Here is a 15,286-nt window from a genome sequence, read left to right on the forward strand (position 1 = left end):
ACAATAATTCATTTTCGATTCCTGCCGGGGTGCTTCGCACCCCCTATTTGTGTTGAATGTGTACCTGAATAGTTACGAATTTCTTTTCGAATGTCGTATCGGTCTTTGCCGGAATTCGGGAGCAAGCCCTCCAGCGTTTCTTGAGCTTCATCGTTTGCATAAGGGACGTATTGCAAGTCGTCAATCCATTTGCGTGCAACTTCGGGCTGCAGGTCGTGAGCATGGGCGTAGAGCAAATACTGCTTTGCACGTTTAAATGATTTGGCCAGATTGCAAAGTTCCTTTGCCACCTCGTGAACATTGCCTGTTTCTTGAATATATTTGGCTGGGCAATACCGCAATAATTTGCCGACAATACTGCTTTTAAACTGCTTGTCGTAAGCAGGCAGCGAAGAAATAACGGTATGGGACGCACCCTTGTGCTTCAGCAAGTTTCTGCAAACGATGTCGTACGTGAGCGGTTGATGCTGCAGCGCACGTAAGTGTTCAACCGTTTGAAGAGGATATACAGCCGAAAGGAACAACGATGTGTAGTTCGCGGACTCGTAATGTCCCAACCATTCGGAATAGCTTTCCGAGCGCGCCATCCCGTCCTCCAGTGTGCCGAGCTCCCGCACCATGGCCTCAAAGCCTCCCCGGTACAGGGAAAGCAGCCGCTCTCGCAAGGTTGAGGACAGGCACAGGTACGTGAAGAACGTGGACATCGCGAACAATTTCAAGTTGATGAATTGCCCCGCATCGTCGAAATTCACCCGATAGTCGACTAGTTTTCCGAAGATATCTTTCCATTCCGGCTCATTGAAACGCTGCGGCAAATCCTCAACCTCGGATAACGGATTATGCGAGAAGTCGTAAGAACTGTCCAGAATAAACCGGATGATGTGAAAAATTCGTTTGTAGTCCTGTTGTTCCAAGGGAAGACGGTTTTTGGGTTTGACGGTGATATAGCACGTCCAGGTTCCCGCTACCTTTTCATAGTGCGAGCGGAAATCATAGGCTTCGAACCACCTGCCGCATTTCTCCATAAAGGAGGCAAAGGCCGACAGTCTTGCGATTTCGTCGTCGTCAACGGAGGGCGGCTCGCTAAATTCCACAAACACGGAATGCGGATAGAACATGAATCCGGCCTTGTGCGTACACATCGCCAGCTCAATCTCGAAAAATTCCTTTTGGAACCGCAATAAACGATTCTCCTGCTCGGAAAAAGATTGCGCGAACGCCACCATTTCCCGGATGAAACGAGGCAGCAGAGCGCCGCGGGAATCGGGAACCAGATTTAAGGACCATTGGTGCAGCACGTTGTGCAGTTGGTGCAGGTTTTGCAGCGACAGCTCGGACGCCTCGCATTCCCTCGCCTCTTCAATTCTTGTTTTCCAATGGATTTCTTCCAGGAAATAATCCTCGATCTCATCCTGTCTGCCTTGTTGAAGTTCAAGCCAGACCAAGAAGGTTCGAATCACCTGAGCTTCCCGGTCAAATTGCCCGATTAAGCCAAGCCATTCGGTTAAAAGTCGGATATACGCCTGATAATAGGATGGGTCGCCATCATCAATAACGCATAGCAGGATTTCTTTGGCCGATTGGTCGTACGTTTCCACGACGGTATGAAAGATCGAGCTGCTCAAATCGCCGAGCGCATATTTCCCCATTGCATGGTGCAGGTCCATAAAGGCTTGATTGAAGGACGGAAACTTGCCGACGGCGCTCAAGTCGTACGGAAGCAATGCGAATTCTTTGGCGGTTAACGAATAATTGCGGTACACGTCGAAGAGCTCCCGATGCTCGCCGGCCAGACTTAAAAATTGGCAAAGATGCCCCGCATTAAAAAGCACGTTGCGGGATAAATCGATGACGATGGGCAAATCTTCGTCGCGAACCGAGGCAACGATCGGAATAAAGCTTTGGATCAATTGCGCCTCTTCCTGCTCCGAGTAAATATCCAAGGCGTTTAAGCAAGCCTCAAACGAAAACAGGATGTCCAAGCGCGCCTCCATAGATACCCGACTGCCGTTCAGTTCGGACCTTATCCGTGCCAGCAGCGTCTCCCGAAGCTCGTTCCCGCATTCGTTCAAAAGATGCTGAATCCGCAATGCCTTCCAATAGGCCAGGATGTCCGTTTTTAGCGTTTGCCCGCGGGACGGCCGATCAAAATAAGCGGCAAGGGTTTGGTTCTCCCGGATCGTTTTAGCGTGAAACAAAGAGGCGAAATAATCCTCCGACGCTTTGGGCCATTCCCGGCGGTTTAAAAAGGCGGCGCTCTCCTTCTCCGTTAAACGGTCCGCAACGGCCGCATAGTAGCTTGGGGAGCTCGCACCGTCTTTGCCGTGTAACACGAATCTGTAATCCGGATAAGCGCTGTTGGCAAGCAAATGCTTTTTCGTTTTTTCCGAGAAATACGGCTTGTTCAACAAGGTTTGAAAGTATTCCTCCGCCGGAACCCGCTCGGGTTGGCTTTCTTTCATCTCAAGACAGTGATGAATAAGGATGCAGTTGTCCGGAAGCAGGATAATCTCCCTGGTGTCATACTCCAATTCGTTCCTGACTTCTTGCTTGCGGCTGTACAAACGGCATTGCAAAGAGAACGGATCAAGAACGATATAGTTCATCGTTTCGGGGATCAGGGCGATATCGGTTCGAATGACCGGGATGCCCACCTGATTGAACATGATGCCGGCATGCTCGGTTCTCGTGCCGAATTCCACCAAAACGGCCGCAATGTCTTCTTTATTCTCTTTATTTGTATATTGAAGATACGCATTCCAGGCTTCGTTCAAGGTGACCGCCTTGATGAATTTGCCGAAGAACGGCTTCCCGCCTTGAGAAATGATCTCTTTCGCATCTACACATACGGCGGAATCGTGCTCCAAAACCTGCTTCGCCGCTGCCGACAGCTCGTAGACATCTTGAAACAAGCGATAGTTTTTCGCCGGTCTTGTCTGCACCAGAAACAGGTTCCGAATCTGGACTTCCTGAAAAACGTTGCCCTGCCACAAGTTCGAGTCCTCGTTCGGCAAAATGGTTCTGATGCTGTTGCTCGCGGTCACATGCTGCGTAGAAAACAAGTGGAATCCCAACGCAAGTTGCCCTGTCGGTTTTCCTCCGATCAGCTCGGTCAAGCTTGTCATCGAGATCGTTCCGTAATCCGTATCCGCCACCCATTCACAGTCAAGAGCCGTGCCCGGCAAGATCGCGTGCAGATTGTAAATCAGCGAAAGCACGGTATTCAAATCGTCTTGGCGCAAGTAAGGTGTCGCATCGTAAGGAATGGGCCGTCCCGCATGCTCCGATTGAACGAGCGGTTGAATAAAAACGGGGATCGGCTCATGATGATGCAAATACGGGTTGACGAAACGTTGATTCTGGTTCCTTGCGTGCTCCGTCCTGCCGCTGAGCATCACTTCGGCCAGCAGGTCGTAGAAACGCTCCTTACGATCGCACACGAGACTGAGATACGCGCCGGCATTCGTCGTTTCGTTCAAATCCTCCTCGCCAGAGCTCCGGATGATCCAGGGCAGCTCCCCGCATACTTCTTGTACCCGGTTAAACCAGAGCGGTGCTTTCCGTTCCAAGTACCGGGATAGCCCGGCGGGCAAATCCTCCTCCGTTCCCTCGTAATGTTCCATAAATTCGCATGCCAATGCATTATCGATCGGATATAGCGGAGGAATGTAGGCCGTAAAAAGACTATGATTGCGCAGCTCCAACAATCTCACGCACTTAATGCCAAACTTATTCATACAAAGCCTCCCAATGTCTGTTTGGTTCGGTTGCCGAACATGCTTATTTTTCTTCCGACAGCTCTGCTCTAAGGTCATGCAGATGCCGAAAAGACTCCATCAATTCCGAAAACATCAGCTCTTTTCCCCAGCGGCGCTCTCCTTTGATTTCCTTCACAAGATTCGCCATTTTCAGCATGCAGGCGATAGGCAAAGCCCGGACAATTTCTTGGATTTGCAATAACCGGGCGTACTTCTTTACACCGTCTACAAGCAAACGCACGCCGCACGCCTTGACCCGATTCTCCAAAATAAAGGAAGCAAGCTCCACTTCAAGACACGAAGTCCCTCCCCAAATGGAGTCGGCATGAAACCGGTATATGGTTATGCGGCCGTCGGCCGTCCGTCCCACTTTCCAGTGCCAGTGCTGGTTGGCATAGGGCAAGGAGGAATAGACATGCGTCGGACGGCTCCATTCCGTATGCAAGCCATTCTCGAACCAAGCGCGGTCGCAAGGCAGGCTTGCCCCGAGAAGCTGCTCCATTTCTTCAAGCAGGCAGGCCCAGCCTTCAGCCAACGGATGGACCATGCAATCCCCGCCGATCCCATGATTTTCGAGCAAGAGCTTCCAATAAGGGGCAACTTCGTTCAAGATTTGCCGATAAAGCGAAGCTCCGCTCCGAGCCAACGTCTCTCGCATTTCCGTTAACAGCGGCTCGTATCTGGCAATGACATAACCGTCGACGAAGCCCTCGACACGGGGTAAATACGGAGCGAATTTTTGCAATTGATGAACTTGAAAATCCCCAAAGAGGTCTATTCCAATAAACTTGGCAAAGGCCACGTGCTCCCCGTTACTTTTCCGCTTTACAATAAAGGGCGTTTTTCTCGGATTAATTCGAAAGGGAACGTCATCCCTACGGCTCGGGCGATTCCACTCCTGAATCGCTTTGTAAGGGACGATTTCCAGATCGGATTTCATGTCCCCCCAATCCAACCTTTGCTCCAGAGCCTCCACCAATTCCCGGGCGTTTCCAAGCATCTGCCATACCCGCTTCGGTTTGCCCGCAGCCAAAGGGACGCTATCCTTAATTCTCAGCAAACGATCGTTTTCGACTCGAAACAGCCTGCCGGGAGAGGAGACCCAAATCGGCTTTGCAAGTCGATACTTTGCAGCCAACCTTCTGGACAATTCAAGAACGGTTTGCCCCGTATGCGGTTGATCCTCCAAGATCATAATTTCCGTACCGGGCTCCAATGCGGCCGGAAGCAGCGAAAATTCTTCGGGCAAATACGCCGGAGCCTGCGGATCGGACGGTTGCCGCAGCGGTCTTACCGTATAATAAAGAGCGTCATTCCCCCACCTCTGCCGGAAGGCCAATGACCAGAACGGCGCGTAGTAGGCCCCCCCGGTTCGAACTCCGATTAACAGAGGCGGCGAGGAAGCAGCCGGCGCCTCGCGCAGCCAATTCAGAGCATCCTCGTAACAAACCTCGAGATCGCACAGATCATAGCCGGAACATTCCGGTGTACGAAGCTCCTGCATCACCTTCATTAAAGGAAGCAGCTCCGCTCTTCGTCGATTGATCGACGCCGGGGAGAGCGTTGCAACGGGCCATGCCGACACAGCGCTTGGGGCTTGCGATACGCCCTGTATGAGGCCGGAAGCATACTGCACGCACGCTCTGCGCTGAGTCGTCAACCGGGCGTTCAGCTCATGGTCCTCCATTATGCCGCACCGGGTCAATAAAAGCAGATCCGCCAAGCGCTGCTCGACGATGCAGGAAAACATGTACCGATGCATGGGATCGCTTGTTTCTTTAACATAGCTTTCTAGCCTTCGGAAGAGACTCGTTGAATTATCCATCTGCACTAACCTCGTTTTGGTTGTATAGCTTAAGATAGTTCGGATATACGTAATGAGGCAAAAACTTGCCGACCACCTCAGGCTTGGAATGCAAACGAAGCGATTGCGCGATCTGCTCGTCCGTCAAAATTTTGTACGCCTCCTCCGCGATGCCGTGTACGTCCGTAGGATCGGTTAAGATCGCGGTTTCGCCATGGGTAAATATATCTGCCGGGCCGCCACGGTTGGTCGAGATGATCGGAACGCCGGCAATCGCCGCCTCAATCAAGCTTCCGCCGAACTCCTCATGGTAAGAAGGCAGGATGAACAAATGCGCATGGTGCAGATAGCACGAGACAAACTTATGGGAGACGAAGCCTGTAATCTGAAATTGGCCCTGCAATTGCGCCGATTCGATCTGTTCTTCCATGGCCTCGCGCTGAGGGCCGTCGCCGCAAACGATAAATTGCAGATTGTCCAGCTTCATTGAAAGCTCTTTGGCCACTTTTACAAACGTGACCCACCCTTTTTCGTGCGCGATTCTGCCCAGGAACAAAACCGTCTTTTTCCCCTGGAGCTCCACTTTAAGCTTCTTGCAAAACGGGCAATGGATGGAATGACTGAGATGGTTCGTGCCGATGCAATCGCTAATCGCGATCATTTTCGAGGAATTCGCCAGCAGCTTGTTGTAGCCTTCCAGCCTTTTTTCGGTGAGAACGACGGCCTTATGACTGAGAAGAATGCTCTTTAATTCAATGGACTTGACATAATCATGCACCAGCCGATCCCATGGATTCATAGGCTTATACGTAAATATCCGGCTGCAATGAATCGTGAGAATCAACGGCTTCTTTAAAAACTTTTGCGCAAACATGCCCGCCAGCAAAGGCCAGACGACGCCGCTCGCATGAACGTGAATCGCATCGTAATTTTGCTTCCTGCCATGCAGGACGATCCATTTGACGGCGCCGATAAACCAGCTTTGATCCAGAAATAAAGTTCCGGTTTGGCTTGATTTAAAGGGCAGCGTCATAAAGCGAACCGAATGTACGGTCAGCCCGTTTGGAAGCTTCAAGGTTCGGGGAATGCCGGGAATACCTGTCGTTAATACGTCTTGCCGGACTCCCTGCTTGGCAAGCCACTCGGTCAAATTCGTAATTTGAACCTGCATCCCCCCCATGGGGTCGAACCGGCTCGGCCACGCCGTCGTCTCGAAGTAGTAATGAGGAGTAAGCCTTAAAATATTCAAACCTACGCCCCTCCTTCTTAAAGGACATAATCGTATTGTACTTCCGTTTGCACACTGACATTATTGCAGTTTTTGCATATTTCCGATTGGTTCCGGTGTCCTTCGCTCAACAATTTCCGGAATGCGGAAAACCTTTCATTGTTCCATATTTCCGCAATATGCTGCTCGTTAATGTTCCCCATGACAAGCTTTTGGTTAAAATCTTCAAAGCACGGCAACACGTTGCCCATGACCGTAACGACCACCAAATTGGACGGGACCATACAAATGGAACTCGCCTTCGACTGGTGAGGGACCTTCGATAAGATGCCTCCTCTGTTCGATAGCACGAGATCGGAATGATCGAGATAGACGACTTGTTCTTTCTCTTCTTCCGACAACTGAACAAACACTTCCTTAAATTTGTGTTTTGCTCCGACGTGCTGCGTCACAATGAATTTTTTGATCCCCAGCTCCAACAAATTCCTCAGCCGCTTGGCATCCAGCAAGTCGCCATTCGTATAAATAATGGGGCGCGCCCTAGGAATGTATTCCGAAGCCATGCCTACGAACAAATCGAGATTTTTGCACAGCAGCGGTTCGCCGTAAAAATGAAACGAAATCCGGCCTGCAAAATCCAACGAGCGCAGCTGCTCCATCAGCCGTTGGAACAATTCGGGTTTCATCTCTCCGCTTTCCTGCCGTTTGGAGATACTGTTGGGACAGTACCAGCATGTACGATTGCAATGCGAATTGACTTCCACCTCGATCATCGAAAAAAGCTTGTCCATAATTTCCCTCCCCGTTTCATGAATTGTTATTTCATCAGGCATGATTCGTTTGCCACTTCCGCGACCGCATTCACAATACGCGATAATTGGGATGGGTCGACCAATAAAATGGCGTGATGGATCACGATGGACTGCTCCGAAGCTTGTTCGGCGACAGGCATGTGCAAGGATCTCCAATATTCTTCGGTTTTCCGGACCGATTCCGGATAACGCTTCTTCGTCCAGGGGCAGAACAACGGATTTTTGTGTACGGGAAGATAAGGCGGATGCAAGTAGAAGGTTCCCATGTGCAGCTTTTGACGCAACATTTCGCTGAATTGATCGGCGTTCATTTGATTGAATTTGTGCGGGTCAAACCGGAATACGTAGCCGTAATAGGTTTGTTTGTTGACTTGAAGAGGGCGCTTCATGACGTGAATTCCGTCAATTTTGCTTAGCTCCCTGTTCAGGTACATGGCATTGGTTTCTCTAATATGATTTTTGGCGTCCAATTCCTGCAATTGATCCAGCAAAATAGCGGATTGAAATTCAGACAGGCAAAAGTTGGAGCCTTGAATATCGCCTTTGGCGATCAGCTGCATATCGCCATAAATTAATTGCGTGGAGTCTGCGCAGTATACTCTCGAATCCGCTCTCAACTGTTGGAGCAGCTCGAAAAGACGGCGATCTTTCGTGATGATCACTCCACCTTCCCCGGCAGTCAGCACCTTGCCTTGCTGGCAGCTGAACGCGCCTATGTCTCCCAGCGTTCCCGCGCGCTGATGATTCCAGAGGGAGCCGTGACTTTGCGCGCAATCTTCTACAACGAATAGGCCGTATTTGCGGGCGATCCGATTAATTTCATCCATATTCGCCATGCTTCCGAACAGGTGCACGGGGATGATGGCTCTCGTTCTTGGCGTGATGGCAGCCTCTATGAGCCGAGGATCAATACAAAATGTATCCTCCTCCACATCAACGAACACAGGCAGCGCATTGACGTTCAGTACAGCGGTAGCCGTCGCAATCCAAGTCAGGCTTGGCACAATAACTTCATCACCTTCGCCGATTCCCAGCGCTTCGAGCGCCAGCATCAAAGCCATGGAGCCACTGGTTGTCGGAACGCAATAAGGAACCCCGTTAAAATCCGCAAAAGCTTGTGCGAATTTGCGTTCCATACTTTCTTCGCCCGTCCAATATCCGCTGATTGCCCACCGGTTGGACTGAAAAACTTCTTCAATCCGCTTTTGGGTATGTTCGGAGTACTCCGGCCATTCAGGCCATTTCATCATTTCGTCTGCCATAAAAACCTCCTTGTAATTACAATAAAATGTAAAAATAATTATTAATATAATTTTTTTTAAATATGTTTACAATTAATGCTAATATTCGCAAATTTGTTTGTCAACTATTTATTTAAAAATATTATAAATTTTTTATATATTAGAAATATTTGAAATATTTAGAATAAATTATTTTTAATCTTATCTATTCCTCTTCCTCATCAGCGGTTGATGTCCATGGTCGAGCTGACGCAAACAAGCCAGCCTTCGTAACGAAGCTGGCCTTTCGGTTTAGGTAAATGAACCGCTGTCTAATCCCAGTCCATGAAAAAGGTCGCCGTCAGCTTGCCGCTTGCGCACTCGGGGCAATCCAGTTGAACCGCTCCCGGATCGTCCGGCACGGGATGCATCGCTTCCCCGCATTTCCCGCAGGAACAGGCGGCGACAAAATAATCGCTATCCGACTTCATCTCCAGGTAAAGCTCATTACGGAGCGAACGGCATGCCCTACATCGGTACAAAGCATTGCAAGCCTTGTATCGGGTGCTTGGTTCCTTCTCAAACTCGGCAATTCGCTGCTTAAGCGACGCTTCCTGCACGAATGAAGCGATGGAATGCAGATCAACGTACATGAATCCGATTCCTACAAAAACGTTCGTATGATAGCCACAATGACCGCATTCCAGTTTATACGCTTCGCCCATAGCAGCTCCCCCTCTCCGGAAAACGAAACTACTCTATTATAATAACACGAGATTCGTTTCAAATTTTCGGAAATACATTATTTTCAAATTAACCCCATTTTTCCATCCTTTCGACGTTCACAACGCAGCAAATACGATATAATAGACAACAAAGTACCGAGATTCCTCTAAAACGGATGTGTAAGGATGCTGCATCTTTTTGTCGATATGCTGGAGCGGGTCGGCTTCCTGATTGCGCTGGCGTTCGTCTTCTCGCGGAGCCGATGGATGCGAAGCTATATGAGCTACCAAGGGGAGCTGGCTCATCAGTGGCGCTTCGTCGTCTTTTTCAGCCTGTATGCGATTCTCGGTACGTATTCCGGGGTAACCGTGACCCCGCATTCGTACCAGCCTGCACCATGGATCGGCGATGTCTCCCCCACAGCCGCCATCGCCAACTCCCGGTCGATCGGGGTCGTCATTGCCGGACTGCTCGGCGGGGTGAAGAGCGGGCTGGTCGTCGGCGTCATTGCCGGCCTGCACCGCTACAGCCTCGGCGGCTTCGTCGCCGTCGCCTGCATGCTGGCGCCTGTCGCCCAAGGCATCATGGCGGGATTATGCCGCAATGCCGTCAAACGACGGTTCCGGCACGCGGCTTCGGCCAAGCCTGCGTTTGTCGTCGGCCTGCTCGCGGAAACGGTTCAGATGGGTTTGATTTTGCTGCTTGCGAAGCCTTGGAACGAGGCGCTCGGTTTGGTCGCGCTGATCGGCATTCCGCAAGTGGTTGCCAACGGGATCGGAGTATCGCTGTTTTTCATCGTGTATCATACGATGGAAAGCGAGGAGGACCGGATTGGGACGGAGCACGCGCGCAAAGCGCTGCATATCGCCGATTTAACGATGCCGCTCTGGCGGTTAGATTTTGACCGGGCGGTCCGGGAAGTTGCGAGAACGCTGCATGAAGAGACGAAAGCCGTCGGCGCTTATTTTTACCAAAACGATACGGAATGGGTCAAGGAAGGCCGCCAGACGCCGTATTGGGTCGATTTGCCGATGGAAATGCAAAATAAGAAGCAGATCGGCCGCTTCCGGTTGTTTTACGAGCGGAAGCAGGAGGATTCCCCATCCCGGCGGCGGATGATGACAACGCTGGCACGGCTTATTTCCCAGCAGTATGCTTTCGTAGAAGCGGAGCGGCAGGGACAACTGTTGGCCGATGCCGAAATCCGCTCGCTGCAGGCGCAGATGAGCCCACACTTTTTATTCAACGTATTAAATACGGTCAAATCGTTCATCCGCACGAAACCGGAGGAAGCGCGGCAGCTCATTATGCACTTGTCCAAATTTCTCCGCAAAAATATAAACGGCAGCAGCAAAACGCTGGTCTCGGTCCGCGACGAGCTTGAGCTTGTTATGTCCTACCTGAGCTTGACCAAGGCACGGCTTGGCAACCAACTGGAGTTTGTAACAGATATTGACGAAGCGGCGCTGGACTGCCGCATTCCTCCGTTTACGATTCAACCGCTGGTGGAAAACGCGATTGTGCACGGGCTCCAAAACATCGACAGGCCCGGCATGATCCGCCTCGGCGTGAAGCAGGAAGCGTGCGGCAGACAATACCGCGTCCGGATCACGGTGGAAGACAACGGCACAGGTATGTGCCAAGGCGTGGCGGGCGTGGTGGACGAGCATGCGGGCGTGGCGCTGCACAACATCGGCCAGCGGCTGAGCTATCATTACGGCACAGAGCAGCCGCTGCAGATCGATAGCACACCGGGGAAAGGCACAAAAGTTAGCTTTTGGGTGAGGTGATAGACATGGGCTGGAATGTGGTGATTGCCGACGATGAAGCGCCTTCCCGGGAGGAGCTGGCTTATTTGCTGGAGCGGATCGCCGACGTGTCGCAGGTGACGCAGGCAGTCGGTGGAATGGACGCGATCCGCAAGGTGAAGGAGCAGGCGCCGGACGTGCTGTTTCTCGATATGGAGATGCCGGACCTCAGCGGATTGCAGGTGGCGCAAATCGTAGGCGAGCTCGACCCGGGGGTTAAAATCGTCTTTTCCACCGCTTACGATCATTATGCGGTCGACGCCTTTAAGCTGCGCGCGTTTCATTACGTCTTGAAGCCGTATGACGAGGACGATCTCGGCGCGGTCTTTCGGGAATTGCGGCTGGCCGCGGAGAAGAGCCTTGCATCGAATTCGCGCAAGCCCGTGGCGGGAGACGCCTGTGTGAAGCTGGCGCTGGAATTGGGCGATGGCATCAAGTACGTATCGCCGAAACATATCGTTTATATCAGCAAGGAAGGCAAGCGGGTTCAAGTCCATACTGCGGACAAAGCTTATGAGGTCTCGTATACCTTGCAAGAGCTGGAGCAGAAGCTGGCGCCGTTCGGCTTTTTCCGCTGTCATAAAAGCTACCTGGTCCGGCTGGAAGCGATCTCGGAATTGAAGTCGTGGATTAACGGGGCTTACGACGTACGGATGGACGATGCGGCGCGGAGCCGCGTTCCCGTGAGCCGAAATTATGTGAAGGAGCTGCGTTTGAAGCTGGAAATCTGACATCTTAAACCGGGTTCCGGACATCATGCGATCCAAGCGGTTTCCCTCGGGCAAAAGAGCGTTTATACTTGTTTGCAAACGCTGCCAATATGGAAGCAATTCACAGGTGGAGGGAACCGCATGGCTAAAAGCTTGAAATCCATAGGTTTGTGGGGACTCGTATCGGTACTCGGCGCCTTCGGATTCGCGGCGATTGCGCTGAATCGCGGAGAATCGGTCAACGCCGTCTGGCTGATTGTCGCCGCCGTCTCGTGCTATGCCGTCGCTTACCGCTTCTACAGTAAATTTCTGGCCCGCAAAGTGCTCGGTTTGGACGATAACCGCAAGACACCGGCCGAAATCAACAATGACGGTAAAGATTACGTGCCGACAAACAAATGGGTCTTGTTCGGGCATCACTTCGCCGCGATCGCCGGCGCGGGGCCGCTCGTCGGTCCGGTGCTTGCGGCGCAGATGGGCTATTTGCCCGGCACGCTCTGGATTGTGATCGGCGTTATTCTCGGCGGAGCCGTGCAGGACTTTGTCATTTTATTTGCCTCGACGAGACGAGGCGGCAAATCGCTCGGGGAAATGATCAAGGACGAAATCGGCCCAACCGCCGGAGTGATTGCGATGGTCGGCATTCTCGCCATTATGGTCATTCTGCTCGCCGTGCTGGCGCTCGTTGTCGTCAAAGCGCTGATCGGCAGCCCTTGGGGAATGTTCACCATCGCAGCCACCATCCCTATCGCCGTCGTGATGGGAATCTACATGCGATTTATTCGTCCGGGCCGGGTCGCCGAAGCTTCGCTGATCGGGCTGGTGCTGCTCTTGGGCTCTCTCGTAGGGGGCAAGTACGTGGCGGAAAGCCCGGTGCTCTCCGGCCTGTTTACGTTCAGCGGCGAAACGATTGCGCTCATGCTGATCGCTTACGGCTTCATCGCTTCCGCGCTGCCGGTCTGGCTGCTGCTGGCTCCGCGCGATTACTTGAGCACGTTTCTGAAAATCGGTACGATCGTGGGACTGGCGCTCGGCATCCTGTTCGTCATGCCGGATCTGGCGATGCCGTCCACGACGAAGTTTATCGACGGCACGGGCCCGGTGTTTGCCGGCAATCTGTTCCCGTTCCTGTTCATTACGATTGCGTGCGGGGCCGTCTCCGGCTTCCATTCGCTGATTTCGTCCGGTACGACGCCGAAAATGCTGGAGCGGGAGACGCATGCCCGGCCGATCGGCTACGGCGCGATGCTGATGGAATCGTTCGTCGCCATTATGGCGCTGATCGCTGCCTGCGTTATTACGCCGGGCGCCTACTTCGCCATTAACTCCCCGGCTGCCGCCATCGGCACCGATGCGGTGCAAGCGGCGACCACACTAACGTCGTGGGGCTTCACGATCACACCGGACGATCTGACGAACTTGGCCAAGGACGTCGGCGAATCGACGATTCTTTCACGGACCGGCGGCGCACCGACGTTCGCGATCGGCATGGCGCATATTTTGTCCGGGGTCATTGGCGGCAAGGCGCTGATGGCGTTCTGGTATCATTTTGCTATCTTGTTCGAGGCGTTGTTTATTTTGACGACGATTGATGCGGGAACCCGGGTAGGCCGGTTTATGATTCAAGAAATTCTCGGCAGCGTCGTCAAGCCGCTCGGCAATACCGAATCGACGCTCGGCAACGTCGTAGCTACGGCTCTTTGCGTAGCCGGTTGGGGCTATTTCTTGTATCAAGGCGTCATCGATCCGCTGGGCGGCATCAACTCGCTCTGGGCGCTGTTCGGTATCGCCAACCAGATGCTGGCGGGCATGGCGCTCATTCTCGGCTCGACCATCCTGCTGAAAATGGGCAAGAAGGCATACGCTTGGGTGACGCTGGTGCCGACGGTCTGGCTGCTCACCATTACGATGACAGCCGGTTGGCAAAAGCTGTTTCACCCCGACGCCAAAATCGGGTTTCTGACCCACGCGCAGCAGTATCAGGACGCGCTGAACGCCGGGAAGCTGGTGGCTCCGGCCAAAACGGCCGCGCAAATGCAGCAGATCATCACGAACGATTACGTGGATGCGATCTTATGCGGCGTGTTTATGATCATCGTGCTGGCCGTGCTCCTCGTATCGTTGCGGACATGGTACCGCGTGCTGAAGGGCCTGCCTGTCGGGCTGAGCGAAGCGCCTTACATAGCGCGCGGCGCAGACGGCGTCCGGGAGGTGCCGAAGTATGTTTGAGGCGGTCAAGGATGTGCTCAAGTACCGCAGGCAGTTCCTCGACTTGCTCGTCGGGGTGCCGAACTATGAGCGGTACGTCGAGCATCGGAAGGAATGCCATCCGGGCGAGCCGATCCAGACGCGGGAGGCATTTTTCCGCGAGGCGCAGGAAGCCCGATACAACGCCAAAGGCGGCAAAGTTTCACGCTGCTGCTGAGAGCGAGTTAAGGCCGGTCCGTATCGGATCGGCCTTATTGTTTGGCGAGTGCCGCGTCTATATAACGACATAGGCTATGAAAACCGTAGCTTCGGAAAGCATATTACGATATCAAGACAAAAAAGCCCCTGCCAATAAGGCATTGACGGAGACTCTTTATATTTCTTCAGATACAGAAGGATTGCAGAAGCACGTCAAAATGTGTCCTTCAAAATGGAGCTGCTACATTTTTCCTATTTATTCGGAGGATAGTTCGTATTTAACAGCATTTGATTAACAATATAAACCAAGTCTTCATCTCTTACGAATTCGTCGCCTGCTTGATTCGCATCATATTTTGAGGGATCGGCATTCGAAGCCAACTGACCGTAATAGTATCCGTCAATTGCAAGATCAAGCAGCGTGTACTCCCCCGATCTGTTGACGTCCTTAACCCCTTCAACAGTTACGGAGTCTTCCGAACAAAATGTTTCGTCCAAGTCAAATTCCCGTTCAGTATCAGCTATTCTGCATTTGAGAGCATCAACTTTACCTGTTCCGGCAGCTTTTGCCTTAAATTTGAGCTTGAGAAAAGTTTTTTCATCGTTAATGCCATGCTCTTTACCTTGACTTGCGATAATAAAACGGAGATTTCCATTTTGATCGACTGGCTTATTGTAGATTTTGTAACCGGGCACTTCCTCGAACCCAACGTACTCCAATATTTTGTTATTATAATTAACTCAACTTTCGCAGATCAAAAATCGGCTTGAATCCTTGCAGCAGCAGGCATGCTAGGCCATTGGATACCTGGCT

General features: G+C 52.1%; 10 protein-coding genes and 1 pseudogene. 4 read left to right on the top strand and 7 right to left on the bottom strand.

Features of this window, described 5'->3' with window-relative positions; translation table 11 throughout:
• Positions 1 to 8: 8 nt before the first annotated feature.
• The 6 genes from NLX71_RS24725 to NLX71_RS24750 form a co-directional block, all read right to left on the bottom strand.
• Entirely contained in the window at positions 9 to 3,737 is a 3,729-nt protein-coding gene (locus NLX71_RS24725; RefSeq protein WP_254366442.1) for a hypothetical protein, read from the bottom strand.
• Positions 3,738 to 3,780: 43 nt separating this feature from the next.
• Positions 3,781 to 5,583 carry a Neamine phosphoribosyltransferase gene (locus NLX71_RS24730; protein ID WP_254366443.1) on the bottom strand — a complete coding sequence of 601 codons (1,803 nt, stop codon included), beginning with the start codon at positions 5,581 to 5,583 and terminating at the stop codon, positions 3,781 to 3,783.
• On the bottom strand, positions 5,576 to 6,811 hold the full coding sequence (locus NLX71_RS24735) for a glycosyltransferase (protein WP_254366444.1): 1,236 nt from the start codon (positions 6,809 to 6,811) through the stop codon (positions 5,576 to 5,578). Before NLX71_RS24735 ends, NLX71_RS24730 begins: the two co-directional genes overlap by 8 nt.
• Positions 6,812 to 6,828: 17 nt before the next feature.
• The gene (locus NLX71_RS24740) at positions 6,829 to 7,581 is read right to left on the bottom strand and encodes a radical SAM/SPASM domain-containing protein (protein WP_254366445.1); all 753 of its coding nucleotides are present in this window, start codon (positions 7,579 to 7,581) and stop codon (positions 6,829 to 6,831) included.
• A gap of 26 nt (positions 7,582 to 7,607) precedes the next feature.
• A complete protein-coding gene (locus NLX71_RS24745) occupies positions 7,608 to 8,864 on the bottom strand; it encodes a DegT/DnrJ/EryC1/StrS aminotransferase family protein (protein ID WP_254366446.1) in 1,257 nt (418 codons plus the stop codon).
• A 290-nt stretch (positions 8,865 to 9,154) separates the two neighbouring features.
• The gene (locus tag NLX71_RS24750) at positions 9,155 to 9,547 is read right to left on the bottom strand and encodes a hypothetical protein (protein WP_254366447.1); all 393 of its coding nucleotides are present in this window, start codon (positions 9,545 to 9,547) and stop codon (positions 9,155 to 9,157) included.
• A 186-nt stretch (positions 9,548 to 9,733) separates the two neighbouring features.
• On the opposite strand from NLX71_RS24750, the gene NLX71_RS24755 reads away from it, so the two are divergent.
• From NLX71_RS24755 to NLX71_RS24770, 4 genes are all read left to right on the top strand, one after another.
• The gene (locus tag NLX71_RS24755; protein WP_254366448.1) at positions 9,734 to 11,338 is read left to right on the top strand and encodes a LytS/YhcK type 5TM receptor domain-containing protein; all 1,605 of its coding nucleotides are present in this window, start codon (positions 9,734 to 9,736) and stop codon (positions 11,336 to 11,338) included.
• 5 nt (positions 11,339 to 11,343) lie between these two features.
• A complete protein-coding gene (locus NLX71_RS24760) occupies positions 11,344 to 12,087 on the top strand; it encodes a LytR/AlgR family response regulator transcription factor (RefSeq protein ID WP_254366449.1) in 744 nt (247 codons plus the stop codon).
• 120 nt (positions 12,088 to 12,207) lie between these two features.
• Positions 12,208 to 14,295 (top strand): carbon starvation CstA family protein, encoded by a 2,088-nt coding sequence (locus NLX71_RS24765; protein ID WP_254366450.1) that lies wholly within the window; start codon positions 12,208 to 12,210, stop codon positions 14,293 to 14,295.
• On the top strand, positions 14,288 to 14,491 hold the full coding sequence (locus NLX71_RS24770; protein ID WP_254366451.1) for a YbdD/YjiX family protein: 204 nt from the start codon (positions 14,288 to 14,290) through the stop codon (positions 14,489 to 14,491). The genes NLX71_RS24765 and NLX71_RS24770 overlap by 8 nt, the downstream gene beginning before the upstream one ends.
• A gap of 233 nt (positions 14,492 to 14,724) precedes the next feature.
• Here the strand turns inward: NLX71_RS24770 and NLX71_RS24775 are convergent.
• Positions 14,725 to 15,201: pseudogene (locus NLX71_RS24775) on the bottom strand (cohesin domain-containing protein); the annotation flags it as partial.
• Positions 15,202 to 15,286 lie beyond the last annotated feature (85 nt).

Source organism: Paenibacillus sp. MZ04-78.2, assembly GCF_024213375.1.
Taxonomy (GTDB): Bacteria; Bacillota; Bacilli; order Paenibacillales; family NBRC-103111; genus Paenibacillus_G.

What these genes read in the sequence shown, in the direction of transcription:
- NLX71_RS24725 (WP_254366442.1), bottom strand. Translation starts at nt 3,737, where the DNA reads ATGAATAAGTTTGGCATTAAGTGCGTGAGATTGTTGGAGCTGCGCAAT.
- NLX71_RS24730 (WP_254366443.1), bottom strand. Translation starts at nt 5,583, where the DNA reads ATGGATAATTCAACGAGTCTCTTCCGAAGGCTAGAAAGCTATGTTAAA.
- NLX71_RS24740 (WP_254366445.1), bottom strand. Translation starts at nt 7,581, where the DNA reads ATGGACAAGCTTTTTTCGATGATCGAGGTGGAAGTCAATTCGCATTGC.
- NLX71_RS24745 (WP_254366446.1), bottom strand. Translation starts at nt 8,864, where the DNA reads ATGGCAGACGAAATGATGAAATGGCCTGAATGGCCGGAGTACTCCGAA.
- NLX71_RS24750 (WP_254366447.1), bottom strand. Translation starts at nt 9,547, where the DNA reads ATGGGCGAAGCGTATAAACTGGAATGCGGTCATTGTGGCTATCATACG.
- NLX71_RS24755 (WP_254366448.1), top strand. Translation starts at nt 9,734, where the DNA reads ATGCTGCATCTTTTTGTCGATATGCTGGAGCGGGTCGGCTTCCTGATT.
- NLX71_RS24760 (WP_254366449.1), top strand. Translation starts at nt 11,344, where the DNA reads ATGGGCTGGAATGTGGTGATTGCCGACGATGAAGCGCCTTCCCGGGAG.
- NLX71_RS24765 (WP_254366450.1), top strand. Translation starts at nt 12,208, where the DNA reads ATGGCTAAAAGCTTGAAATCCATAGGTTTGTGGGGACTCGTATCGGTA.
- NLX71_RS24770 (WP_254366451.1), top strand. Translation starts at nt 14,288, where the DNA reads ATGTTTGAGGCGGTCAAGGATGTGCTCAAGTACCGCAGGCAGTTCCTC.